Source organism: Burkholderia sp. MSMB617WGS (assembly GCF_001532025.2).
Classification (GTDB): domain Bacteria; phylum Pseudomonadota; class Gammaproteobacteria; order Burkholderiales; family Burkholderiaceae; genus Burkholderia; species Burkholderia savannae.
In genome coordinates this window covers 1,640,904-1,665,046 of record NZ_CP013457.1, presented here as the reverse complement: position 1 = coordinate 1,665,046, position 24,143 = coordinate 1,640,904, and the positions used below count along the sequence as shown (strand labels likewise).

21 protein-coding genes and 5 tRNA genes are annotated in these 24,143 nt (G+C 68.3%); 7 read left to right on the top strand and 19 right to left on the bottom strand.

Features of this window, described 5'->3' with window-relative positions:
* Positions 1–5: 5 nt before the first annotated feature.
* The 4 genes from WT60_RS08335 to tsaB are packed head-to-tail and all read right to left on the bottom strand — an operon-like array spanning position 6 to position 3,553.
* Complete coding sequence (locus WT60_RS08335; RefSeq protein WP_060355300.1) at positions 6–980, bottom strand: DUF1853 family protein; 975 nt, start codon at positions 978–980, stop codon at positions 6–8.
* Entirely contained in the window at positions 977–2,311 is a 1,335-nt protein-coding gene (locus WT60_RS33485; RefSeq protein ID WP_060355301.1) for a uracil-DNA glycosylase family protein, read from the bottom strand. The genes WT60_RS08335 and WT60_RS33485 overlap by 4 nt, the downstream gene beginning before the upstream one ends.
* Complete coding sequence (rimI, locus tag WT60_RS08325) at positions 2,298–2,795, bottom strand: ribosomal protein S18-alanine N-acetyltransferase (RefSeq protein ID WP_038744948.1); 498 nt, start codon at positions 2,793–2,795, stop codon at positions 2,298–2,300. The genes WT60_RS33485 and rimI overlap by 14 nt, the downstream gene beginning before the upstream one ends.
* Positions 2,792–3,553 carry a tRNA (adenosine(37)-N6)-threonylcarbamoyltransferase complex dimerization subunit type 1 TsaB gene (tsaB, locus tag WT60_RS08320; protein WP_226383108.1) on the bottom strand — a complete coding sequence of 254 codons (762 nt, stop codon included), beginning with the start codon at positions 3,551–3,553 and terminating at the stop codon, positions 2,792–2,794. Before tsaB ends, rimI begins: the two co-directional genes overlap by 4 nt.
* 168 nt (positions 3,554–3,721) lie before the next feature.
* Between tsaB and WT60_RS08315 the strand changes: the two genes are divergently transcribed.
* From WT60_RS08315 to aceA, 3 genes are all read left to right on the top strand, one after another.
* A complete protein-coding gene (locus WT60_RS08315; protein WP_038744946.1) occupies positions 3,722–3,991 on the top strand; it encodes an acyl-CoA-binding protein in 270 nt (89 codons plus the stop codon).
* A 434-nt stretch (positions 3,992–4,425) separates the two neighbouring features.
* Positions 4,426–5,958, top strand: a complete 1,533-nt coding sequence (locus WT60_RS08305) for a DEAD/DEAH box helicase (protein WP_060355302.1) — start codon at positions 4,426–4,428, stop codon at positions 5,956–5,958.
* Between the two features lie 399 nt (positions 5,959–6,357).
* Positions 6,358–7,665: an isocitrate lyase gene (gene aceA / locus WT60_RS08300; protein ID WP_038744944.1), complete on the top strand. Its 1,308-nt coding sequence runs from the start codon at positions 6,358–6,360 to the stop codon at positions 7,663–7,665.
* 239 nt (positions 7,666–7,904) lie between these two features.
* Here aceA and WT60_RS08295 read toward each other — a convergent pair whose 3' ends face one another.
* The gene (locus WT60_RS08295; protein ID WP_038745109.1) at positions 7,905–8,339 is read right to left on the bottom strand and encodes a universal stress protein; all 435 of its coding nucleotides are present in this window, start codon (positions 8,337–8,339) and stop codon (positions 7,905–7,907) included.
* 255 nt (positions 8,340–8,594) lie between these two features.
* Positions 8,595–9,497, bottom strand: a complete 903-nt coding sequence (locus WT60_RS08290) for a LysR family transcriptional regulator (protein ID WP_059669866.1) — start codon at positions 9,495–9,497, stop codon at positions 8,595–8,597.
* 138 nt (positions 9,498–9,635) lie between these two features.
* Here WT60_RS08290 and WT60_RS08285 point away from each other — a divergent pair, with 138 nt between their 5' ends.
* Positions 9,636–10,415 (top strand): haloacid dehalogenase type II, encoded by a 780-nt coding sequence (locus WT60_RS08285; protein ID WP_186448582.1) that lies wholly within the window; start codon positions 9,636–9,638, stop codon positions 10,413–10,415.
* 66 nt (positions 10,416–10,481) lie between these two features.
* Complete coding sequence (gene aceB, locus WT60_RS08280; RefSeq protein ID WP_038744942.1) at positions 10,482–12,074, top strand: malate synthase A; 1,593 nt, start codon at positions 10,482–10,484, stop codon at positions 12,072–12,074.
* A 442-nt stretch (positions 12,075–12,516) separates the two neighbouring features.
* Here aceB and WT60_RS08270 read toward each other — a convergent pair whose 3' ends face one another.
* Complete coding sequence (locus tag WT60_RS08270; protein WP_038753487.1) at positions 12,517–12,924, bottom strand: gamma-glutamylcyclotransferase family protein; 408 nt, start codon at positions 12,922–12,924, stop codon at positions 12,517–12,519.
* 52 nt (positions 12,925–12,976) lie between these two features.
* Positions 12,977–13,474 (bottom strand): ribonuclease E activity regulator RraA, encoded by a 498-nt coding sequence (gene rraA / locus WT60_RS08265; protein ID WP_038753490.1) that lies wholly within the window; start codon positions 13,472–13,474, stop codon positions 12,977–12,979.
* A gap of 129 nt (positions 13,475–13,603) precedes the next feature.
* Here rraA and WT60_RS08260 point away from each other — a divergent pair, with 129 nt between their 5' ends.
* A complete protein-coding gene (locus tag WT60_RS08260) occupies positions 13,604–14,467 on the top strand; it encodes a helix-turn-helix transcriptional regulator (protein WP_038753493.1) in 864 nt (287 codons plus the stop codon).
* A gap of 405 nt (positions 14,468–14,872) precedes the next feature.
* Here WT60_RS08260 and WT60_RS08255 read toward each other — a convergent pair whose 3' ends face one another.
* From WT60_RS08255 to gltX, 7 genes are all read right to left on the bottom strand, one after another.
* Positions 14,873–15,343, bottom strand: a complete 471-nt coding sequence (locus WT60_RS08255) for a GNAT family N-acetyltransferase (RefSeq protein WP_038753496.1) — start codon at positions 15,341–15,343, stop codon at positions 14,873–14,875.
* A gap of 159 nt (positions 15,344–15,502) precedes the next feature.
* Positions 15,503–15,579 (bottom strand) — tRNA-Asp (locus WT60_RS08250).
* Positions 15,580–15,660: 81 nt separating this feature from the next.
* A tRNA-Glu gene (locus WT60_RS08245) sits at positions 15,661–15,736 on the bottom strand.
* 64 nt (positions 15,737–15,800) lie between these two features.
* Positions 15,801–15,877, bottom strand: a tRNA-Asp gene (locus WT60_RS08240).
* A 79-nt stretch (positions 15,878–15,956) separates the two neighbouring features.
* Positions 15,957–16,032: transfer RNA gene (locus tag WT60_RS08235), tRNA-Glu, on the bottom strand.
* Between the two features lie 150 nt (positions 16,033–16,182).
* Positions 16,183–16,258: transfer RNA gene (locus WT60_RS08230), tRNA-Ala, on the bottom strand.
* A 155-nt stretch (positions 16,259–16,413) separates the two neighbouring features.
* Positions 16,414–17,823 (bottom strand): glutamate--tRNA ligase, encoded by a 1,410-nt coding sequence (gene gltX / locus WT60_RS08225; RefSeq protein WP_038753498.1) that lies wholly within the window; start codon positions 17,821–17,823, stop codon positions 16,414–16,416.
* 436 nt (positions 17,824–18,259) lie between these two features.
* Between gltX and WT60_RS08220 the strand changes: the two genes are divergently transcribed.
* Positions 18,260–19,312 (top strand): patatin-like phospholipase family protein, encoded by a 1,053-nt coding sequence (locus WT60_RS08220; protein WP_038753542.1) that lies wholly within the window; start codon positions 18,260–18,262, stop codon positions 19,310–19,312.
* Between the two features lie 160 nt (positions 19,313–19,472).
* Here the strand turns inward: WT60_RS08220 and WT60_RS08215 are convergent, their stop codons facing one another.
* From WT60_RS08215 to WT60_RS08195, 4 genes are all read right to left on the bottom strand, one after another.
* Positions 19,473–20,180 carry a C40 family peptidase gene (locus WT60_RS08215; protein ID WP_060355417.1) on the bottom strand — a complete coding sequence of 236 codons (708 nt, stop codon included), beginning with the start codon at positions 20,178–20,180 and terminating at the stop codon, positions 19,473–19,475.
* Between the two features lie 135 nt (positions 20,181–20,315).
* Complete coding sequence (locus tag WT60_RS08205; protein ID WP_059643152.1) at positions 20,316–21,950, bottom strand: dipeptide ABC transporter ATP-binding protein; 1,635 nt, start codon at positions 21,948–21,950, stop codon at positions 20,316–20,318.
* On the bottom strand, positions 21,947–23,044 hold the full coding sequence (locus WT60_RS08200) for an ABC transporter permease (protein WP_038753507.1): 1,098 nt from the start codon (positions 23,042–23,044) through the stop codon (positions 21,947–21,949). The genes WT60_RS08205 and WT60_RS08200 overlap by 4 nt, the downstream gene beginning before the upstream one ends.
* A 1-nt stretch (position 23,045) precedes the next feature.
* Complete coding sequence (locus WT60_RS08195; protein WP_038753509.1) at positions 23,046–24,086, bottom strand: ABC transporter permease subunit; 1,041 nt, start codon at positions 24,084–24,086, stop codon at positions 23,046–23,048.
* Positions 24,087–24,143 lie beyond the last annotated feature (57 nt).

Sequence of the window (24,143 nt, the reverse complement as noted above, 5' to 3'; positions counted from 1 at the left end):
GCGCGTCAACTCGCGGCAAACGCCGCCGCCCGCTGCGGCCAACCGTCGGGCACGATGAAGCCGCGCGCGGTTTCGTGCCACGTCCCGTCGTCGCCGCGCGTGAGCGCAGCGACGAGCGACGGCCCCGGCTGCCCGGCAACCTCGGCGAAAACCGCATCGGCCGAAACGAGCGCGCCGGGCCCTCGCCTCGCCGCCGCATCGTCGATCGCGCGCGGCGCAAGCCACGCGAGACGCGGCAGCGCCATCCACGCGGCGCCCTGCCGCTGCGCATCGGCGAACGCCGGCCACGCATCGCGCGTGACCCAGAACCCGCGCGGATGGTCGGCGTCGACTTCAGGCGGATCGACGATCGCGCCGCCGTCGTGCCCGCCGCCTGCGCGATAGAAGAGCCACCCTTTCACGAGCATCTGCGCGAGCCACGGCCCCGCGTGGCCGAGCGACGCGAACTCGTCGCGCGCCGTCAGCCGCAATTGATGATCGACGAGCCGCGCGCGTTTCAGATCGAAGCGGTCGGCGAGATTCGGTCCGACGAACTCGGCGAGCGACGCGGCGCCCGCCTCCGCGACGCACAGATAGCACTTGACCGCGAGCTCCCAGTGCAGGCGCTCGCCACGCGCGGTTTCGATCAGGAAGTCGCACTCGCCGAGCGTGCGGCCGTTGCGGCGCAGCGGCAGATTCGCGGCGACGAGAACGAGCGACGGCGCATGCTCGACAAAAAAGCCGAGCAGGCATTCGGCATAGCGGCCGAGACGAACGGGCCGCGCGTGCGCGAGCGTGTCGTGCAGCGGCGCGGGCTGCGCGTCGAGCGCGACGAGCCACGCGGCCGTCTGCGCCGCATCCGCGACGCTCGCCCACGGCCGGGCAAGCGGCGCGCCCGCCGACGGCGCGAGCAGACTCGCGCTCGACAGCAGCCACGCGAGGTCGCGCACGGCGGCGTCGCGCAGCGCGCCGAGCGGCACGGGCGACGCCGCGGCGTTCATTGCGGATCGGCGGCGGGCGCGGCGTTCCGGTAGGTATCGTGCGCGAGACACAGATCGGACCAGGCCTTCGCCTTGTCCTGCAGGCTGCGCAGCAGATACGCCGGATGGTACGTGACGATCACGGGCACGCCTTCGTACTGGTGCACGCGCCCGCGCATCGAGGCGATGCTCGCGTCGGTCTTGAGAAGCGTCTGCGCGGCGAAGCGGCCGAGCGCGACGATCAGCCTCGGCTTCACGAGCGCGACCTGCCGCTGAAGATACGGCTCGCAGCGCGCGACCTCGTCCGGCTCCGGATTGCGGTTGCCGGGCGGGCGGCACTTGATCACGTTCGCGATGTAGACGTTCTCGCCGCGCTTGAGCTCGAGCGCGCGCAGCATGTTGTCGAGCAGCTTGCCCGCCTGGCCGACGAACGGCTCGCCCTGCTTGTCCTCGTTCTCGCCGGGCGCTTCGCCGACGAGCATCCAGTCGGCGCTCTCGTCGCCGACGCCGAACACCGTGTTCGTGCGCTTCTCGCAGAGGCGGCAGCGCTGGCAGTCGGCGACCCGCGCGCGCAGCGCGTCCCAGCCGAGCTCGGCGACCGACGTCGCCGCGACGGCGAGCCCGGCAGCGGCGACGACGGCGTCCGGCAGCGCGGGCTCGAGCACCGGCTCGAGATCGAACCACGACATGTCGTCGTCGGGTCCGGCTGCGTCGACGTCGCCACCGGTTCGAGCGGCCGGCGCGGTCGACGCGCGCGCCGGATCTGCCGCGTCGCGCGATGCGCCTGCGGCGCGCGCGAATGCCGCGGCATCCGCGGCGCCGTCGCTCTTCGCCACGCGACGCTCGCCGCCCGCGACGGGCGGCTCGGCCGACGGCGCCGCGCTCGCGATCGTCGAGCCTTGCTCGCCTTGCACGTCCCGCGCGCGCGTCCCGGACGGCGCATTCGCCGCCGGCATGCCGGATTCGGCCGCCGTCCGCCGCGCTTGCGCGCGCACATCGGCTGCTCGCGGCGCATGCGTTGCACGGCCGTGCGCAATCGCAGCGGGCTCGATCGACTCGGCGTCTTCGGCACGCTCCGTCGCATGCGCCGCCTCGTTCGCCGCCACCGCCGCCGATTCCGCTCCGCCGCGCACACCTTCGCCTTCCGTCGCGCTGACGCGCGCGATGCGACGCGCGGGCTCGCGCGCCGCATCCGGCGACACGGCCCGCGCTCCCTCCGCGGCCGCCGCGCCAGCGGTTTCCCGCGCCGCGCCCGCCACATCCTGCTGCGCGCCCTCGGCGCGCGCGATTTCGCGCCGCACCCACGCGGGCGCGAGCCCCAGCTCTTCGAGCGCCGCTTCAGCCAACGCCATGCGCGCCTCCCTCCTTCGTCAATGCAAGACGCATCACAATCGCGTCCTCCCGGCTCCGGTGCTTCGCCGGATAGTAGTTCCTGCGCCGCCCGACCGACACGAAACCGAAGCGCTCATACAGATGAATCGCGCGCGGATTCGACGGCCGCACTTCCAGCAGCACGCCGTCGAGCCGCTCGGCGCACGCGATCCGCACCGCCTCGCGCAGCAGCGCGAGGCCGGCGCCCGAGCGCTGCGCGGCGGGCGCGACGCACAGATTCAGCAGATGCATTTCGTCGACGACGGGCATCAGCACGCAATAGCCGACGAGCGCGCCCGTCACGTGCCGCATGCAGACGCCGAAATAGCCGTTGCGCAGCGAATCCTCGAAGTTGCCGCGCGACCACGGAAATTCGTACGCGGCGCGCTCGATCTCGACGACTTCGTCGAGATCCGCATCCGTCATCGGCGATAGATAGCGGTCGGTCATCAGCACGCCGCTCATCGGCCGCCTCCGTCCGCGCGCGCCGCGAGCCGCTCGGCGGTGGTCTGCGCGACCTTGTCGCGCACGTACTCGGGCGCCGCGCGATCGGCGGGCACGACACGTCCCGCGCGGTACGCGCGCAGCGCGACGTGCGCGATCGGCAGCGCGTGCGGCAGCGCATCCGGATCGATCGCCTGCGCGCGCGCGCAGGCGGGCAGACGATCGCCGAACGCCTGCGCCGCGTTGCCGGCGAGCACGAACGGCGCGTCGGGCACGCGCACGTCGGCGGGCGCCGCGAGCGTCGCCGGCGCGACTTCGCGCCAATCGCCCGCCGCGTCGTCCCACGCGTAATCGGCCCAATAGACTTCGTCCATTCGCGCGTCGAGCGCGGCGAGCACGCGCGTCACGCGGCCCGCGGCGTCGCCTGCGTTCAGGCGCGCGGCCTGCGCGCACGCGACGAGCGTGCCGACCGGCACGACGGGCAGCGCGCGGCCGAACGCGAGCCCCTGCGCGACGCCGGTGGCGGTGCGCAGCCCGGTGAACGAGCCGGGTCCCGCGCCGAACGCGATCGCGTTGCAATCGGCGAACGCGAGACCCGCTTCGTCGAGCACTTCGCGCACGGCGGGCAGCACGCGCGTGCTCGACACGGCGCCCGTGCGCTCGTGGCGAACCCAGGTTCGGATGGAAGCGGCATCGGCGGTCTGGCCGGCCGCGACGAGGAGCGCGACCGAGCAAAACTCGGTCGACGTGTCGATGGCGAGGAGCACTGTTTGCGTCATGGCCGACATTGTAATGCGGCACCCCGCCCGCACGGGCGATCCCGTCCGATTCGCACGCGCTTGCCGTGCGCGAATCGGTTTGGAAGGAACGCTCGACCCGCCGCCCGCCCTCGCTTGCTAAGATCGTCGGCCTGGAAAAGCCAGCCTGGAAACCTTACGGAGACACCCATGAGCGACATCACCGCCCAATTCGAGCAAGCGCAGATCGACGTGAAGCAGCTGACCGAGCGTCCCGGCAACCTGACGCTGCTGCGCCTCTACGCGCTCTTCAAGCAGGCGACCGACGGCGACGCGCACGGCGACAAGCCGGGCTTCACCGACATCGTCGGCAAGTACAAGTACGACGCGTGGGAAGCGCTGAAGGGCACGGCGCAGGACGATGCCAAGAAGCAGTACATCGAACTCGTCGAGTCGCTGAAGAACGGCACCGCGTCCTGAGCGCGCACGCCGCGCGGCCGGTTCGCGCCGGCCGCGCAAACCGTCATCGGCGCTGCCCGCCGCGCCCGCCCCGGGCGCAATCGACGGTGGCGCAGCGCAGCAAATCACTGTACAATGCGCACTGCGCGTCGCGACGAGCGGCTTTGCCAGCCCGATGCCAGCAGCCCTCATCGCCAGCGTTCCATAGCGTTTCGCTCCAATCCAGTTTAGAACCTGTCCCTTCCTGCGTAGCCCCTTGCGGGCTGTCAAGTCTCAGGCTGGCGGCATGCGTATCCGATACGCGCCGCACCCAAAAACAGCTTCTAACGAAATTGTTGTCCGCACGTCCACGACATGCGGACAATCGCCACGTTTCCCGATTTGCTCGATGAATCCGTCGACTTGGGTATGCGCGATTGGCGCGGCGTTCGACCCACTGTGTTTCAAGGATTGACATGACTTCGAGCAACCCCCTCAGCCCGCTCAACGCGATCGCCGATCAGGCGCTCAGCCTTCCCGCCGCCGCGCCGCAGACGGCCGACGGCGACCGCAGCGAGCCGGCTTCGGACGAACCGACGTTCGCGTCGCTCGGCCTGTCGCCGGAAATCGTCTCCGCGCTGCAGGCGGCCGGCTACGTGAAGCCGACGCCCGTGCAGCAGCGCGCGATTCCGGCCGGCATCGCAGGCCGCGACCTCCTCGTGTCGAGCCCGACTGGCTCGGGCAAGACGGCGGCGTTCATGCTGCCCGCGATCGAGCGCTTCGCGCAGTTGCAAAAGGCGCAGGCGCAGCAGCCACGCGCGCCGCGCGAAGGGCAGCCGGGCGAGCGCCGCAGCCGCCGCCCGCAGCCCGTCGCGCGCCCCGGCCTGCTCGTCCTCACGCCGACGCGCGAGCTCGCGATGCAGGTGACCACGGCCGCGTCGACGTACGGCAAGCACCTGCGCCGTCTGCGCACGGTCAGCATCCTCGGCGGCGTCGCGTACGGCCAGCAACTGATGCTGCTCGCGAAGAACCCCGAGATCCTCGTCGCGACGCCGGGGCGCCTCCTCGACCACCTCGAGCGCGGCCGCATCGATTTGTCCGAACTGAAGATGCTCGTGCTCGACGAGGCCGACCGCATGCTCGACATGGGCTTCATCGACGACATCGACACGATCGTCGCCGCAACGCCCGAGTCGCGCCAGACGATGCTGTTCTCGGCGACGCTCGACGGCAAGATCGGCTCGCTCACGAACCGCCTGCTGAAGGACCCGGAACGTATCGAGATCACGCAGAAGATCGAATCGAGCTCGAACATCGCGCAGACCGTGCACTACGTCGACGACCGCGATCACAAGGATCGCCTGCTCGACCACCTGCTGCGCGACGTCGCGCTCGACCAGGCGATCATCTTCACCGCGACGAAGATCGACGCCGACCAGCTGGCCGGCCGCCTCGCCGACGCCGGCTTCCAGTCGGCCGCGCTGCACGGCGATCTGCCGCAGGGCGCGCGCAACCGCACGATCCGCGCGCTGCGCGAGCGCCGCGTGCGCGTGCTCGTGGCGACCGACGTCGCCGCGCGCGGGATCGACATTCCCGGCATCACGCACGTGTTCAACTACGACCTGCCGAAGTTCGCCGAGGACTACGTGCACCGGATCGGCCGCACGGGCCGCGCGGGCCGCTCGGGCATCGCGGTGAGCCTCGTGCATCACGCCGAGCAAGGCGCGTTGAAGCGCATCGAGCGCTTCGTGCGCGCGCCGCTGCCGGTGAACGTGATCGAAGGCTTCGAGCCGCGCAAGGCGCCGCCGCCGCGCAACGACCGCGGTAACGGCCGCGGCCGTCCGGGCGGAACCGGCGGCCGCCGGTTCGGCGGCAAGCCGGGCCAAGGCAACGGCCGCTCGGGCTCCGGCGGCTGGAGCGGCAAGCCGGGCGGCAATCGCGACGGCTACGGCGCACGCCGCGGCGATGGCCAGCGCGGCGGCCCGCGGCGCGGCAATTCGGCGGCGTAAGCGGCTGCCTGCGGGCGCGTTCGCGACGCGAACGTGTCCGCGCCCCTCCCCCTCGAAAACCGGCGCATTCGCGCCGGTTTTTGTTTGCGCCCGAGATTTCACGATACGAAAAAATCTTTTGCGTCGTAAAAAATCATGTTGCGTGGCACAACCGAAGCCATTGCAGCATGGGAAACCGCATTCCGCAATAAGAAATTAAACAGATAAGCTACTGATTTTTATAGAATAAATTTTTTACAGCTTCGTGAAAAAGCCCCTGTTTCGACGCAGTCGATTTGCCTAGACTCTTATACAAGACTTCACGAACCGAAGCGCCGAATTCGAACCGCACCGCACCGCTCGTTTCGCGAATCGCCGATTTCTTCTCTTCAGGCAACGACCACTCAAGGAGCACGCATCATGTCGCGTCAACAACAGGCTCAGGAACTGCAAAAGCAATGGGAAACCGATCCGCGCTGGAAGGGCATCAAGCGCGCATTCACGGCTGAAGACGTCGTGCGCCTGCGCGGCTCGATCCAGCAGGAGCACACGCTCGCGAAGCGCGGCGCGGAAAAGCTCTGGACCCTCATCAACAACGAACCGTTCGTCAACGCGCTCGGCGCGCTGACGGGCAACCAGGCGATGCAGCAGGTGAAGGCCGGCCTCAAGGCGATCTACCTGTCGGGCTGGCAAGTCGCGGGCGACGCGAACGTCGCGGGCGAAATGTACCCGGACCAATCGCTGTATCCGGCGAACTCGGTGCCGCTCGTCGTCAAGCGCATCAACAATACGCTCACGCGCGCCGACCAGATCCAGTGGTCGGAAGGCAAGAACCCGGGCGACGAAGGCTACGTCGACTTCTTCGCGCCGATCGTCGCTGACGCGGAAGCCGGCTTCGGCGGCGTGCTGAACGCGTTCGAACTGATGAAGGCGATGATCGAGGCGGGCGCGTCGGGCGTTCACTTCGAAGACCAGCTCGCCTCGGTGAAGAAGTGCGGCCACATGGGCGGCAAGGTGCTCGTGCCGACCCGCGAAGCGGTCGCGAAGCTGTCGGCGGCACGTCTCGCGGCCGACGTGATGGGCACGCCGACCGTGCTGGTTGCCCGCACCGACGCCGAAGCGGCCGACCTCATCACGTCCGACGTCGACGACAACGACAAGCCGTTCCTGACGGGCGAGCGCACGGTCGAAGGCTTCTTCCGCACGAAGCCGGGCCTCGAGCAGGCGATCTCGCGCGGTCTCGCGTACGCGCCGTACGCCGATCTGATCTGGTGCGAAACGGGCAAGCCGGATCTCGAGTACGCGAAGAAGTTCGCGGAAGCGATCCACAAGCAGTTCCCGGGCAAGATGCTGTCGTACAACTGCTCGCCGTCGTTCAACTGGAAAAAGAACCTCGACGACGCGACGATCGCGAAGTTCCAGAAGGAGCTCGGCGCGATGGGCTACAAGTTCCAGTTCATCACGCTCGCCGGCTTCCACGCGCTGAACTACTCGATGTTCAACCTCGCGCACGGCTATGCCCGCACGCAGATGAGCGCGTTCGTCGAACTGCAGCAAGCCGAGTTCGCGGCGGCCGACAAGGGCTTCACCGCGGTCAAGCACCAGCGCGAAGTGGGCACCGGCTACTTCGACGCAGTGACGCAGACGGTCGAGCGCGAAGCGTCGACGACCGCGCTGCATGGCTCGACGGAAGACGAACAGTTCTTCGACGGCCAGAAAGTCGCCTGAGCTCCGACGGGCGCAGGCGCGCCGCGCGCGGCCACGAGCCGCCGCGGCGCGCATCCGGCAAGACCAAGACCATATCAGGGAGAACTCACCCGCCGCGCGCATGGTTGCGCCATGCCTGCCCGAGGGTGCGCGGCGTCTCGCGACGTCGCCGACATTGAAGCGCGCCGGTCCCTGCCCGGCGCGCGTATTTTTTTCTCGGCTGGCGCGTCGCGGCCGTTCGTCGGGCTACGCGCGACACGCTATCGATAGACGATCACGGGAATCTTCGTATGGGTCAGCACGCGCTGCGTCTCGCTGCCGATCAGCAGGCTGCCGAGCCCGCGCCTGCCGTGCGACGCCATGAAAATCACGTCGCAGCCGCCCCGCTCGGCGGCTTCGATGATGCCGAGATACGGCGACGGATGCACGCTCGTCGCCGATTCGCAAGCGACGCCCGCGCGCCGCGCGGCGGCCTCGACGTCGGCCAGATGCGCGCGCGCCTCGCGCTCGCTGCGCTCGCGGAAATCGGCGGGCGGTTCGATCACGACTTCGGAAAACGGCGAGTACGGATACTGCGGCAGGCACGCGTAGGCCGTCACCCGCGCGCCGACCGCCTGCGCGAGATCGATCGCGCCGTCGATCGCTTTCTTCGACAGATCGGACCCGTCGGTCGGAACCAGGATGTGCTTGAACATGGCGAGCTCCGTCGGCAACTGCGGCGCGTCCGGGCGCGGGCGTACCCGCGACGGCCGGCCGATGCCGGGCGGCCCGTGCGGACGCTGCGTGATTCGATTGTAGTGCGCGAAATCGCGCCGCCGCACGCGCTAGAGGGTTCGCCCTCATATCGGAAACGCGCGCAGCCGGGCGCGAATTGTGCGTGCGCAGCGCATGCCGAAGTGGCGCGCGAACGCCCCGCGCGCGCGGCGAAGGCCCGCGCCGCCGCACCGGCGTCACCCCCAGTAGCCGGGCCGCTCGTACGTGTGCTTCAGGAAATCGAGAAAGAGCCGGACCCTGAGCGGCAGATGCCGGCGCTGCGGGAACACCGCGTGAATGCCGATCGGCGGCGCGGCGAACGCGTCGAGCACGCTCACCAGCCGGCCCGCCGCGATGTCGGCGCCGACCTCCCACCACGAGCGCCACGCGAGGCCGTGCCCGTCGAGGCACCATTCGTGCAGCACCGCGCCGTCCGAGCACTCCATCGGGCCCGACACGCGGATCGACACGATCTTGCCTTCGTCGACGAACGTCCAGCCGCGCTGCTGGTTCGCGTTCGCCGCGAGCGCGAGGCAGCGGTGGCGCGCGAGATCGGCGAGCGTCGCCGGCATGCCCGCGCGCGCGAGATACGCGGGCGACGCGACGCACACGCGGCGGTTCTCGCCGAGCTTGAGCGACACGAGCGACGAATCGGGCAGCTCGCCCAGGCGTACCGCGCAATCGAAGCCCTCGTTGACGAGGTCGACCATTCGGTCGGACAGATCGAGCGTGACCGATACGTCCGGATGCGCATCGGTGAACGCCGGCACGAGCGGCGCGACGTGCCGCCGGCCGAAGCCCGCGGGCGCCGACACGCGCAGGTGCCCGCTCGCCTTCACGCCGCCCGCGGACACGCTCGCCTCGGCGTTCTGCATGTCGTTGATGATCCGCTGGCAATCCTCGAGGAACGCGGAGCCTTCGAACGTCAACGTGAGCTTGCGCGTCGTGCGTACGAGCAGCTTCACGCCGAGCCGCTCCTCGAGCGCGTCGAGCCGGCGGCCGATGATCGCGGGCGCGACCCCTTCAGCGTGCGCGGCCGCCGACAGGCTGCCCTTCGCGGCGACCGCGGCGAACGTTTCGATCTGTTTGAAGCGATCCATCCCGTGCGCGGGCGGCGCGAGCCGTCCGCTCCGTTGAACATGAAATCGCTCCAGATTAGATATCGAAAAGTAAAAGATCAAGTGATGATTACTGTCTTTTTTAGTTCAAGCCATCACTAATAGAATCGATTTCGACCTCTGATCGTGGAGCGCAACGTCATGCCCGGCATCCCGCCCGCCTTCCCGAAGGCGATCCTCTTCGACGCGTACGGCACGCTGTTCGACGTGCACGCGGTCGTCGCCGCGGCGGAACAGATGTTTCCGGGGCGCGGCGAGCCGCTGTCGCAGCTCTGGCGGCGCAAGCAGATCGAATACTCGCAGTTGCGCACGCTCGCCGATCCGGCGGGCGCGCGCTACCGGCCGTTCTGGGACCTGACGCTCGACGCGCTGCGCTTCGCCGCGCGCGCGCTCGGCCTCGCGCTGCCTGCGGCCGCCGAGAAGCGGCTGATGGACGAATATGCGTGCCTGTCGACGTATCCCGACACGGTGCCGACGCTGCGCGCGCTGCGTGCGCGCAAGACGCCGCCGAAGCTCGCGATCCTGTCGAACGGCAATCCGCAGATGCTCGACATCGCGATCAAGAGCGCCGGGATGATCGGCCTGTTCGACCGCGTGTTGTCGGTCGACACGGCGCGCGCGTACAAGCCGTCGCCCGCCGCGTACGCACTCGGCGCGACGGCGTTCGACGCGGCGCCCGCCGACATCGCGTTCGTGTCGTCGAACGGCTGGGACGTCGCGGGCGCCGGCTGGTTCGGCTACCGGACCTTCTGGCTGAACCGCACGGGCGCGCCGTTCGAGGAACTCGACTCGCCGCCCGCGGGCACGGGCGCCGGCATGGCCGACCTGCTCGCCTTTCTGGATGCGCCGCCCGCCGCCGCGAAAACGGCCGGCCGCGCGCGCCCGACGCCCGCCGCCTGACGCGTCGCGCGGCCCCATTTCATGCAATTGCACCACTGCGTAACTGACCGACCAAGGAGAAAACCGATGACCACGACGCTGAAGCTGCCGCAAGGCATGGCGATCACGGGCGAGATCAAGCCCGGTTACGAAGCGATTCTCGCGCCCGACGCGCTCGAGCTCGTCGCGAAGCTGCACCGCCAGTTCGCGCCGCGCCGCCGCGAGCTGCTGGCCGCGCGCGTCGAACGCACGAAGCGCCTCGACGCCGGCGAGCGCCCCGACTTCCTCGCCGAGACGCAAGCGATCCGCGAAGGCGACTGGAAGGTCGCGCCGCTGCCGGCGGACTTGCAGTGCCGCCGCGTCGAGATCACGGGCCCCGTCGAGCGCAAGATGATCATCAACGCGCTGAACTCGGGCGCGGATTCGTACATGACGGACTTCGAGGATTCGAACGCGCCGAGCTGGACGAACCAGATCGACGGCCAGATCAACCTGAAGGACGCGGTGCGCCGCACGATCTCGCTCGAGCAGAACGGCAAGTCGTACAAGCTCAACGACAAGATCGCGACGCTGATCGTGCGTCCGCGCGGCTGGCACCTCGACGAGAAGCACGTGACGGTCGACGGCGAGCGCGTGTCGGGCGGCATCTTCGATTTCGCCCTGTTCCTGTTCCACAACGCGAAGGAACTCATCGCGCGCGGCTCGGGCCCGTATTTCTATCTGCCGAAGATGGAAAGCCATCTCGAGGCGCGTCTCTGGAACGACATCTTCGTCGCCGCGCAGGAACAGGTCGGCATCCCGCGCGGCACGATCCGCGCGACCGTGCTGATCGAGACGATCCTCGCCGCGTTCGAGATGGACGAGATCCTGTACGAACTGCGCGAGCACAGCTCGGGCCTGAACGCCGGCCGCTGGGACTACATCTTCTCCGCGATCAAGAAGTTCAAGAACGACCGCGATTTCTGCCTCGCCGACCGCGCGAAGATCACGATGACGGTGCCGTTCATGCGCGCCTACGCGCTGCTGCTGCTGAAGACCTGCCACAAGCGCAACGCGCCGGCGATCGGCGGGATGAGCGCGCTGATCCCGATCAAGAACGATCCGGAAGCGAACGACAAGGCGATGGGCGGCGTGCGCGCTGACAAGCAGCGCGACGCGACCGACGGCTACGACGGCGGCTGGGTCGCGCACCCGGGCCTCGTGTCGCTCGCGATGGAAGAGTTCGTCAAGGTGCTCGGCGACAAGCCGAACCAGATCGGCAAGCAGCGCGACGACGTGCAGATCGAAGGCAAGAACCTGCTCGACTTCCAGCCGGAAGCGCCGATCACCGAAGCGGGCCTGCGCAACAACGTCAACGTCGGCATTCACTACCTCGGCTCGTGGCTCGCGGGCAACGGCTGCGTGCCGATCCACAACCTGATGGAAGACGCGGCGACCGCCGAGATTTCGCGCTCGCAAGTCTGGCAGTGGATTCGCTCGCCGAAGGGCGTGCTCGACGACGGCCGCAAGGTTACGGCCGAGCTCGTGCGCGAGTACGCGAAGGCCGAGCTCGAGAACGTGAAGCAAGTGGTCGGCGGCGACACGGCGCCTTACGATCGCGCCGCGGTGATCTTCGAGCAGATGTCGACGTCGGAGAACTTCACCGAGTTCCTGACGCTGCCGCTCTACGAAGAAATCTGAGCGAACGGGGGCGGCCGCGCGTCGTATGTGATGCGCCGCCGCGCCTCGCATGATTCGCGGCGCGACTCACGAACCCGGATGCTCGCGTCGCCTGAGCCGGAAATGCGAAAGGCGCCCTGTGGGCGCCTTTTGTCGTTCAGCGTTCAGCGTTCAGCGTTCAGCGTTCAGCGTTCAGCGTTGGACGTCGGTTTGGATTTTTGTTCCCGTCCTCTTGCCGCCAGAACTTTGGACTCCCGGCTCGACGGCGGCCCTTGCGTTCCCTATCGGGCGCCATAGGCGGCGTCGGCGCTCGCCGGCCGCGCTTCCTCGTTCGAAGCCGGCCGTCGTCGGCCATCGACGGTCACGCATCCGACGTCCGCGGCCAGATTTCGCACGCCGCCGCGCTCGCGCACGACGGTCGCCGCCACACGTCGCAGCCGCAGATCGCACATGCGACGCAGCGTCACGCGGCGCGCGCTCGGCGATACTGCACCCAATCGCCCGACTCGATCCGCGGCCGGTCCGCGATCGAATGCGCGACGACCGGATAGTACAGGCAATCGTACCGCCGCCCGCCGAGTTCGACCAACGCCTGCTGCTGCACGAACAGCCCCTCGATGCCCGGATAGACCGCCTCGATCTCGTCGAGCACCGGCACGAGTTGCTCGTCGATCGCGTAGACGTCGCCCCAGACGAGATCGCGGCCGCTCTCGGCGACCATCCCCGGATAATTGCCGAAATCGTACAGCCGCCCCGCCACCGCCACGGCGCCGATCAGCGTCGGCGCCGCGATGCCGTGCCGCGCGGCCGCCCGGCCGATGTCGTTGATCTCGCCCGCTCTCAGGGTCCCGTAGCAGAATACGTAGCGCATCGCATTTCCCTTCCTTGTTACAGTCGTGGCATCGAGCCGGCACGCCGCCGCGTCACTCGAGCAGCGCGCCGTCGCTGACGAGGACACCGTCGGCGTCCGCGTAAATCCAGTCGCCCGGCACGATGCGCGTGCCGCGTACGTCGACGGGCACGTCGCTCACCCCGACGCCGCGCTTGTCGCTCTTGCGCGGATGCGCGGCGAGCGCGAGCACGCCGACGCTGCATTCGGCGAGTTCGGCCGAGTCGCGCACGCAACCGTTCACGACGATCCCGGCCCAGCCGTTCTTCTGCGCGAGCGCGCCGAGGTTGCCGCCGACGAGCGCGCAGCGCAGGCTGCCGCCGCCATCGACGACGAGCACGCGCCCCGCGCCATCCTGCTCGAGCGCCGCGCGCACGAGCGTGTTGTCCTCGAACAGCTTGAGCGTCGCGGCCGGTCCCGCGAAGCGCCGCACGCCGCCGAACGAGCGGAACGCGGGCTCGAGCACGCGCAGCGTGCCGGCCGCGAGGCGGCCTTCGTTCGCGTCGCAAAGGTCGGTGGTGGCGAACATCATGTCGAAGTCTCCTGGAGGGCCGTGTGGTGTCGATCCGGCATTATCGGCGAAGAAAAATCCCGCTGCGGCAGGTAGAAGGCTCGCCCTACAATAGCCGGACGCACCACCCGCCCCTGTCTTCGATCACCGATGAGCCCGTCCGTTCCCCTTGCGGCGCAGCCGCCCGCCGCCACGATCGACGTTCCGTCCGAATTCGCGCCGACCCCATCGCACCCGATGCGCGTGCGCGCCCGCGCGACCGCCGCCGGCACGCGCGTGCCGCTGCACTCGCACGCGTGGGCGCAGCTCGCGTACGCGTCGCGCGGCGTGCTGCGGCTCGCGACGGCCGATTCGACGTGGATGGTGCCGCCGTCGCGCGCGATCTGGGTGCCGCCGCGAATTCCGCATGAAGTCGTGATCGTCGAGGACGCGTATCTGCGCACGCTATACGTCGCCGAATCGGCGGTGCCGGACGGGCTCGACGCGTGCCGCGTCGTCGAGGTGTCGGGGCTGCTGCGCGAGCTGATCGTCGCGCTCGAGGCGCGCGCGCTCAATCGGGCGCGCGAGCGGCTGCTGGCCGAGCTCGTGCTCGACGAACTCACGCGTGCCGAGCCGCTGCCGCTCGCGGTGCCGATGCCGGCCGAAAAGCGGCTGCGCGCGCTGTGCGAAGCGGTGCTCGCGCATCCGGCCCAGGGCGAATCGCTCGAGCACTGGGCGGCGTGCGTCGGCGCGAGCACGCGGACGATCGCACGGCTCTTCAAGCAGGAGCTCGGCGTGAGTTTTTCGCAATGGCGTCAGCAAGCGCTGCTCGCGCGCGCGATTCCGCTCCTGAACCAGGGGCGGCCGCTATCGCACATCGCGCACGAACTCGGCTACCAGAGCCAGAGCGCGTTCTCCGCGATGTTCCGGCGCGCGTTCGGGGCGAGCCCTCGCGCGTTCATTCAGCGCGGCGACGTGCATGCGGCGGCGGAACTCGCGCAGGCCGACGACGGGGACGCCGGACCGCTGCTGTGACGGCGGGCGGGTGCGGTCGGATCGACCGGGCCGGCGGAGCGCTCGGCCTTCGCGATGTGACCGACGACTCCGCTTGCGAGCGGCGCGTCCGGACGAACACGACGGAATCAATCGACCTCGGTCGCCGTCCCGAATCGACGCGGCGCGGCGCGGCACATTCAAGGCGAAGCCGTCGATCTCGGTCGTTCCCCCCGCGAGCCGAGGCAGGTTCGCGCGCCCGTTCGGACTGCTAGATGCTCTGCCCATCGCGGCGCGCCTCACGCAAGCCATTTATCGAATCCGCGTCGGCCAACGCTCTACGTACGCGGCGCGCACTCGATCGCGCACGCGCCGCCCCGTCGCCTCGCTCGATTCGTTCGCGCCGTTTCCCCGTTCGCCCGACGAGGCTCCGCCGCGCATGCGGCCTCACCGCGGCACGAGCCGCACCATATGGCGGATCGACCCGAACTGCGCAAGACGCGGCCCCGCGAGCCGATAGCCCATCCGCAGATAGAGCCGCGCGGCCGGGTTGTCGACGAACACGCGCAGCTGCGTCTCCCGCAAGCCGCGCGCCTTCGCGAAGCGGTGCGACATCTCGAGCAGGTACGTACCCGCGCCGCGCTGCCGATGCCCCGGCGCGATCTGCACGTCGCGGATGTGCAGCGAATCGCCCTCCTCGGTGATTCTCAACAAACCGATGGGCGAGCCGTCGAGCTCGAGAATGAAGTTCTCCGAGTCGCGCCAGCTCGCGAAAAAGAGATCCGCGCGCCATTTGAGGCCGTGGCGCTCGTAGTACGCATTCATGTTGCCGTGCGTGAGCGCTTCCGCGAATTCGAAGTCGCCCGGCTCGGCGGAGCGCAGCAGATAGACGAGAGGAGCGGCGGCGGAATCGGACATGGCGTGTTCGCAAAACCTGCGTCATCGCCACGATAGCGCAGCCGGCGCGCGTTGCAATGCCGATTTGCACGCATGCGGCCACGATGCACCGAACAATCCGGCAGGAATCGGGACGGAAAACAAAAAGCCCGTTCAGGCGTTCCTGAACGGGCTTCGATTTGGCGGAGCGGACGGGACTCGAACCCGCGACCCCCGGCGTGACAGGCCGGTATTCTAACCGACTGAACTACCGCTCCAGTCTTGCTGCTTGCCTGGCAGGCGTCGGTGCTTCCTGCCGGCGCATCGTCTCGACGTTTCGTTCGAACGACGCCTTGTGTTGGCGTCCCCTAGGGGATTCGAACCCCTGTACTCACCGTGAAAGGGTGATGTCCTAGGCCTCTAGACGAAGGGGACAACGTACTGCTTACACCTTTAACGAAAAAGCCCGTTCACATGCAGCCTGAACGGGCTCTCGATCTGGCGGAGCGGACGGGACTCGAACCCGCGACCCCCGGCGTGACAGGCCGGTATTCTAACCGACTGAACTACCGCTCCACTTCTTGCACCCTGATCGACAAGCGTCGGTTACGCTCTTGCCGACCCGCTTCGTTTCCAATGAAACGCCGCTGATGTTTGGCGTCCCCTAGGGGATTCGAACCCCTGTACTCACCGTGAAAGGGTGATGTCCTAGGCCTCTAGACGAAGGGGACAAAATCTTTTCAGATTTGTCTTACTGCTTTGTTCTTGCCGTCAATTTTCACCAACAGCAAAGAACGAAATTCTAACTTCTTTCATTCCGTTTGTGAAGCATTTTTTCTGTCACTCAATGCTTCGCAAACCTCGCTCACTCTGCGTTCAACTGGTGGAGGTAAGCGGGATCGAACCGCTGACCTCTTGCATGCCATGCAAGCGCTCTCCCAGCTGAGCTATACCCCCGTGTCTCGTTGACTGCTGAACAACAGAGAAGCGAGATTGTAGAGACGGTTTTGAGGTTTGTAAATACCCCATTTGCGATTCGAGCAAAATTCTTTGCGAAGCCGCGCACTCGGGACATCGAGCCATTCGAACCACGCGGCCTCGGCTTGCGCGCGCTATGCGAGCGCCGCTTCGAGACGCGACACGACGACGTCACGACCGAACAGCAGCAGCACTGCGTCGATCGACGGCGTGTGCGTCGTGCCCGCGACGACCAGGCGCACCGGCATCGCGAGCTGCGGCATCTTCAGCTTGTGCGCGCCGAGCGTCGCCTTCAGCGCGGCCGCGATCGCCTCCTTCGTCCAGTCGGCCGCCTTCAGCGCCGCCGCGAAATCGGCGAGCGCCGGGCGCACCGCCTCGGTGACGTGCTGCGCGAGCGCGTCGGCATCAGGCGCGGGCGCGCGATAGAACATCGCCGAGTTCTCCGCAATCTCCTTCACCGTCGACGCGCGATCCTTCATCAGCCTGATCACGCCCGCCAGGCCAGGGCCCTTCGCGATCGCGTCGGCGTCGACGCCGAGCGCCGCGAAGAACGGCTTGGCGAGCTCGGCAAGGCGCGCGTCGTCCGCTTCCTTGATGTAGTGGTTGTTCAGCCAGTTCAGCTTGTTGTGGTCGTACTGCGCGGGCGACTTGCCGAGATGCTCGAGATCGAACCAATCGACGAACTGCTCGCGCGAGAAGATCTCCGCGTCGCCGTGCGACCAGCCGAGGCGCGCGAGATAGTTGAGCACCGCTTCCGGCAAATAGCCGGCGTCGCGATAGCCCATCACGCTCATCGCGCCGTGGCGCTTGCTCATCTTCTCGCCCTGCTCGTTCAGCACGGTCGGCAGGTGCGCGTACACCGGCACCTCGCCGCCCAGCGCGCGCAGGATGTTGATCTGACGCGGCGTGTTGTTCACGTGGTCGTCGCCGCGGATCACGTGCGTGATGCCCATGTCGAGATCGTCGACGACGACGCAGAAGTTGTACGTCGGCGTGCCGTCGGGACGCGCGATGACGAGGTCGTCGAGCTCCTCGTTCGAGATCTCGACCCGGCCCTTCACCGCATCATCCCACTCGACCGCGCCCGTCAACGGATTGCGGAAGCGCAGCACGGGCTTCACGCCGGCGGGCGGCTCCGGCAGCACCTTGCCCGGCTCGGGGCGCCACGTGCCGTCGTAGCGCGGCTTGTCGCCCGCCGCGCGCTGGCGCTCGCGCAGCGCGTCGAGCTCTTCCGTCGACATGTAGCACGGATAGACGAGGCCCTGCTCCCGCATCTGCTCGAGCACTTCGCGGTAGCGGTCCATCCGCTGCATCTGGTAGAACGGGCCTTCGTCGTAATCGAGGCCGAGCCATGCCATTCCTTCGAGGATCGCGTCGACGGACGCCTCGGTCGAGCGCTCGACGTCGGTATCCTCGATCCGCAGCACGAACGTGCCCTTCATCTTGCGGGCGAAGGCCCACGGATAGAGCGCGGATCGGATGTTGCCCAGGTGGATGAAGCCCGTGGGGCTCGGCGCGAAACGGGTGCGGACAGGACGGGTCATAAACGATAGCTCGAACGCCTCAAACGGCGCATCAATTGAAACGACGCGGCGGCGCACGCCGCACGGCAATGCCGGGGTGCATGCGCGACCGGAACGCAAAGAGCACGAATTATACTCGCCGCGCGGCGCTTCCTCGTCGCGCGACGCCCGGCTCGCGCGGCTTGCGGCGGAGCCGCGCGTCGTCGCCCAACTTACGCGCCCACACGCCCCTTCAAGCGGCGCGGCGCAGCGCCGCACGCGACCGGTCCGCCTCGAGCCCCGCAGCCTTCGCATTCCGGCGCCCCGGCAGCGGCGAACGACTCTCGCGCCCGGATATCTTCTCAAACGCCGGCCGGCCTCGCCCCCTGGCCATTCGGCCAACGGCCGCCTCGCCGCCCGGCCGAAGGTTTCGCGCGCGCGCCGCCAGTTGCTTTATGATGTGCGCGCCGCGGCCGCCATGCCGGCGCCGCGCATGGCCGCGCGCAATTTTCGGCGCGGCCGCCGGAATGTCGCCGTGCGCGGCGCGCCCATCGCGGCCGCGCACGGTCCGCAGTTGGAGATCGAGCCGATGTCGTCCCCCCGTTTGTCCCGCCGCACGTTCACGCTCGCCTGCGCGTCGGCCATCCTCGCCGCCTGCACGTCGACCGGCACGAAGCCGACGACGTCGGGCGCCGTCACGCTGCCTGCGAACCCGCCGCAGCCGCGCGAAAAGCCGGTCCGGATCGGCATCGCGCTCGGCGGCGGCGCCGCGCGCGGTTTCGCGCACGTCGGCGTGCTGAAGGCGCTCGAGGCGCGCGGCATCCCGATCGAGCTCGTCGCCGGCACGAGCGCGGGCTCGGTCGTCGGCGCGCTGTACGCATCGGGAATGAACGCGCTGCAGATCAACAAGCTCGCGCTCGCGATGGACGAGGCGTCGATCAGCGACTGGGCGACGCCGTTCCGCTCGCGCGGCCTGCTGCAAGGCGTCGCGCTGCAGAACTTCATCAACAAGACGCTCGGCAACCGGCCGATCGAGAAGATGACGAAACCGCTCGGCATCGTCGCGACCGATCTGAAGAGCGGCCAGCCGATCCTGTTCCAGCGCGGCAACACGGGGCTCGCGGTGCGCGCTTCGTGCAGCGTGCCGTCGGTGTTCGAGCCGGTGCGGATCGGCGATCGCGAATACGTCGACGGCGGGCTCGTGAGCCCCGTGCCCGCGTCGTTCGCGCGCAGGATGGGCGCGGACTTCGTGATCGCGGTCGACATCTCCGCGCGCCCGGACGGCGCGACGACCGGCAATCCGATCGAAATGCTGCTGCAGACGTTCACGATCATGGGTCAGACGATCAAGACCTACGAGCTCGACAAATACGCCGACGTCGTGATCCGCCCGAACCTCGCCGCGATGGGCGGCAGCGACTTCAACCAGCGCAACGCGGCGATCCTCGCAGGCGAGGAAGCGGTCGCGCGAATCATGCCGGAGCTGCAGCGCAAGCTCGCGGCCGCGCGCTCGACGGCGGCCGCCGCCTGAGCCCGCCCGCGTCGTTGCGCGGCCGCCCCGGCGCGCCGCGCACGCGCCGCATCGCATCGCATCGCCTCGAAACCGCCGCTCGAAAGCAAAAGCCCCGCTTCCATCGGAGAGCGGGGCTTCGACGCGCCCGGCAATCGGCCGGCGCGAGCGGTGCAGCGACTCAGTTGCTGCCGTTCGCGCTCGTCGCGCTGACGTTGCCGTCGCCGATCGTCGCCTTCACGCGCTGGCGCAGATCGTCGGGCTTCGCCGAGAACTGCGTCTCGATCCGGCGCGCGCCGGTGAAGCGCTTTTCCCAGTAGCCGCTATCGAGATCGTCGACGCGGATCGTGCTGCCCGTCGACGGCGAATGCACGAACTTGTTGTCGCCGATGTAGATGCCGACGTGCGAGAACGTGCGGCGCATCGTGTTGAAGAACACGAGGTCGCCCGGCTTCAGCTCGCTCATCCGGACCTTCTCGCCGACACGGCTCATCTCTTCCGCGCGGCGCGGCAGCGACATGCCGAGCGTGTCCTGGAACACGTAGCGCACGAAGCCGCTGCAGTCGAGGCCCGAATCCGGCGTGTTGCCGCCCCAGCGATAGCGCACGCCAATCATGTTCAGCGCGCCGACGACGACGTCGCCCGCCTTGCCGGCCATGCCCGACAGGAATGACTTCGCGCCGCCCTGGCTCTTCGCGGGCGTCGCGGCACTGACCTGCTGGAGATTCTGGGAGGAGGAGGCCGATTCGGCTTGAGCCAAACCGACGGCATTCTGACTGGAACTGCTGACTTCGTCGGCGAACGCGCCGGGAGCTGCAGCGATCAGGACGCCGACGAACATCCCGGCGACGACGCGCGTGCAAGCCTGGGTCAGATATCGGTGCTGCATTGGTCGATGGATTTGCGCTGGAAACTCAGCTGATTAGCGGAAAAATTTCGGTCGATACTAGCCACGAAGTATTTGTTTGTCAAAAGGAATTGAGAATTTCAATCAAACTTCTTGCACCATTCGGATTCATCAGACTTAACGAACGGCTTTCAGCAATTTTTGCGTGTAAGGATGCACCGGATCGGTGAAGATCCGCTCGACATCGCCCGTCTCGACGATCGCCCCGCCCTGCATCACCGCGACCCGGTGCGCCATCGCGCCGATCACTTCCAGATCGTGGCTGATGAACACGTAGCCGAGGTTGTATTTGCGTTGCAGATTCGACAGCAGCTTCAACACTTGTTGCTGGATCGACACGTCGAGCGCGCTCGTCGGCTCGTCGAGCACAAGCACGCGCGGCTCCAGCACGAGCGCGCGCGCGATCGCGATCCGCTGGCGCTGGCCGCCCGAGAATTCGTGCGGATAGCGATGCAGCACGGTGCGGTCGAGGCCGACTTCGCGCAGCACGGCGATCACCTTGTCGCGGCGCGCGCCGGCCGCGAGCTGCGGGCGATGCAGCTCGAGCCCTTCGGACACGATCCGCTCGATCGTCTGCCGCGGCGAAAGCGAACTGAAGGGGTCCTGAAATACCACTTGCATGTTCGCGCGCAGCGCGGTCCGCTCGCGGCCGTGAAAGCTCGCGAGCGCGCGGCCCTCGAATTCGATGTCGCCGCGCGCGACCTTCTGCAGCCCGAGAAGCGCCATCGCGAGCGTCGACTTGCCGGAGCCCGACTCGCCGACGATCCCGAGCGTCTCGCCCTGCCGCACCGACACGCTCGCGTCCGACACAGCGGTGAAGCGCCCCGAGCGGAACCAGCCCTCGAAACCCGGCAGCTTCTGCTTGAACTGCACGGTGACGCCGCGCGCGTCGAGCACGACGGGCGCGATCGGCAGCACCGGCGACACCGCGCGCTGCGGCCGGCTGTGCAGGAGGCGCTGCGTGTACGGATGCTCGGGCGCGTCGAAGATCCGCTCGACCGGCCCGCATTCGACGAGCTTGCCCTTCTCCATCACCGCGACGCGCTCGGCGAAGCGCCGCACGAGGTTCAGATCGTGCGTGATGAGAAGCACCGCCATCCCGCGCTCGGCCGCCGCGTCGCGCTGCAGCTCGAGCAGGAGCTCGACGATCTGCGCGCGAATCGTCACGTCGAGCGCGGTCGTCGGCTCGTCGGCGAGCAGCAGGCGCGGCCGGCACGCGAGCGCCATCGCGATCATCGCGCGCTGCCGCTGGCCGCCCGACAACTGGTGCGCATAGCTGTCGACGCGCTCGCGCGGCTTGTCGATCCCGGTGCGCGCGAGCAGCGTGATCGCACGCTCGCGCGCGTCGCGCTTCGACACGCCGTCGTGCAGCTCGATCGTCTCGCCGATCTGCTCGCCCACCGTGAAGAGCGGATTGAGCGCCGTCATCGGCTCCTGGAAGATCATCGCGATATCCGCGCCGCGCAGCCCGCGCATCGCGCGCTCGCTCTTGTCGGCGAGATTCTCGCCCGCGAAGCGGATCGTGCCGCTCACGTCGGCGTCGCGCAACAGGCGCAGCACCGACAGCGCGGTCACGCTCTTGCCGGAGCCCGACTCGCCGACGAGCGCGACGCGCTCGCCGCGGCCGATCGCGAGCGACACGTCGTCGACGGCGAGCGTGTCGCCGAAGCGCACGCGCAGCCGCTCGAGCGACAGCAGCGGCTCGCGCGGCGCCGCCGCCGCGCCGTCGTCCGCATCGCGCACGGCGCTCATCGGACGCCTCCCGCCGCGCGCGTCGTGTCCGCGACGCGCGTGTCGAGCGCGTTGCGCAGCGCGTCGCCCATGAAGGTCAGCAGCAGGAGCGTCGCGACGAGCACGCAGAACGTCGCGAGCGAGATCCACCATGCGTCGAGGTTCGCCTTGCCCTGCGCGAGCAGCTCGCCCAGGCTCGGCGTCGGCGGCGGCACGCCGAGCCCGAGAAAATCGAGGCTCGTGAGCGCGAGGATCGCGCCGCTCATCCGGAACGGCAGGAACGTGATGACGGGCGTGAGGCTGTTCGGCAGCACGTGCCGCCAGATGATCTGCCAGTTCGTGAGCCCCATCGCGCGCGCGGCGCGCACGTAGTCCTGCGTGCGGTTGCGCAGGAATTCGGCGCGCACGTAGTCGGACAGCCCGATCCAGCCGAACAGCGACAGCAGCACGATCAGCAGGATGAAGCTCGGCTCGAATATGGAAGCGAAGATGATCAGCAGATAGAGCTCCGGCATCGAGCTCCAGATTTCGATGAGCCGCTGGCCGACGATGTCGATGCGTCCGCCGAAGAAGCCCTGCACCGCGCCCGCCGCAATGCCGAGCAGCGTGCCGATGAACGTCAGGACGAGCGCGAACTCGACCGACACGCGAAACCCGTAGACGAGCCGCGCGAGCAAATCGCGCCCCTGCGCGTCGGTGCCGAGCCAGTTCCCGCGCGAAGGCGGCGCCGGGTTCGGCCGCTTCGAGAAGTAGTTGAGCGTGTCGTAGTAGTAGCGGTTCGGCGGATACAGCGCGAAGTTGCCGGGCGCGTCGAGCTTGCCGCGCACGTAAGGATCGAGATAGTCGGCGGGCGTCGGGAAATCGCCGCCGAAGGTCGTTTCCGGATAGCTCTTGAAGAGCGGGAAGTAAAAGTGGCCGTCGTAGCGCACGACGATCGGCTTGTCGTTCGACCACAGCGGCGCGGCGAGGCTCGCCGCGAACGCGATCACGAAGATCACGAGGCTCCAGTAGCCGAGGCGCTGCTCCTTGAAGCGCAGCCACACGCGCCGCGCGGGCGACGGCGACACCCGCGCGCGCGCGGCGTCGATCCGGGAAGAGACGGCGAGTCGGCTCAAATCAGCGCTCCAGTTGCTCGAATTGAACGCGCGGGTCGACCCACACGTAGCAGAGATCGGACACGAGCTTCGTCGCGAGCCCGATCAACGTGAAGATGTAGAGCGTGCCGAGCACGACCGGATAGTCGCGCCGGATCACCGATTCGTACGACAGCAGGCCGAGCCCGTCGAGCGAGAACAGCGTCTCGATCAGCAGGCTGCCGGTGAAGAACGCGCCGATGAACGCGGCCGGAAAGCCGACGACGAGCGGCAGGAGCGCATTGCGGAACACGTGCTTCCACAGCACGCTGCGCTCCGAGAGCCCCTTCGCGCGCGCGGTCAGCACGTACTGCTTGCGGATCTCGTCGAGGAACGCGTTCTTCGTGAGCATCGTGATCACCGCGAAGCTGCCGACGACCGACGCGACGATCGGCAGCGCGATGTGCCACAGGTAATCGGCGATCTTGCCGGCGACGGAGAGCTGCGCGAAGTTGTCGGACGTGAGGCCGCGCAGCGGGAAGATCTGCCAGAACGAGCCGCCGCCGAACAGCACGAGCAAGAGCACGCCGAGCACGAAGCCGGGAATCGCGTAGCCGACGAGAACGACGAGGCTCGTCGCGAGATCGAACGGCGAGCCGTTCCTCACCGCCTTCGCGATGCCGAGCGGCACCGATATCAGGTAGGTGAGCAGGAAAGTCCACACGCCGATGCTGATCGACACGGGCAGCTTCGACACGACGAGCGACCAGACGCTCTGATGATGGAAATAGCTGTCGCCGAGATCGAAGCGCGCGAAGCGCTCGAGCATCAGCCAGTAGCGCTCGAGCGGCGGCTTGTCGAAGCCGTACAGCGCTTTCAGCTGCGCGAGCTGCTGCGCGTCGACGCCCGTGTACGAGCGCATCCCGAACGGCGCGCTGCCCCGCTCGGCGCCCTTGCGCAGTTCCTGCACCGCCTGCTCGACCGGGCCGCCCGGCACGAACTGGATCACGGCGAACGTGATGGTCAGGACGCCGACGAGCGTCGGGATCATCAGCAGCAGACGTTTGAGGATGTAGCTCCACATAGGCGCACTCGGCACTCAGGCGTGTTCGAACGGTTTCGTCAATCGGCGGGCGCGGCA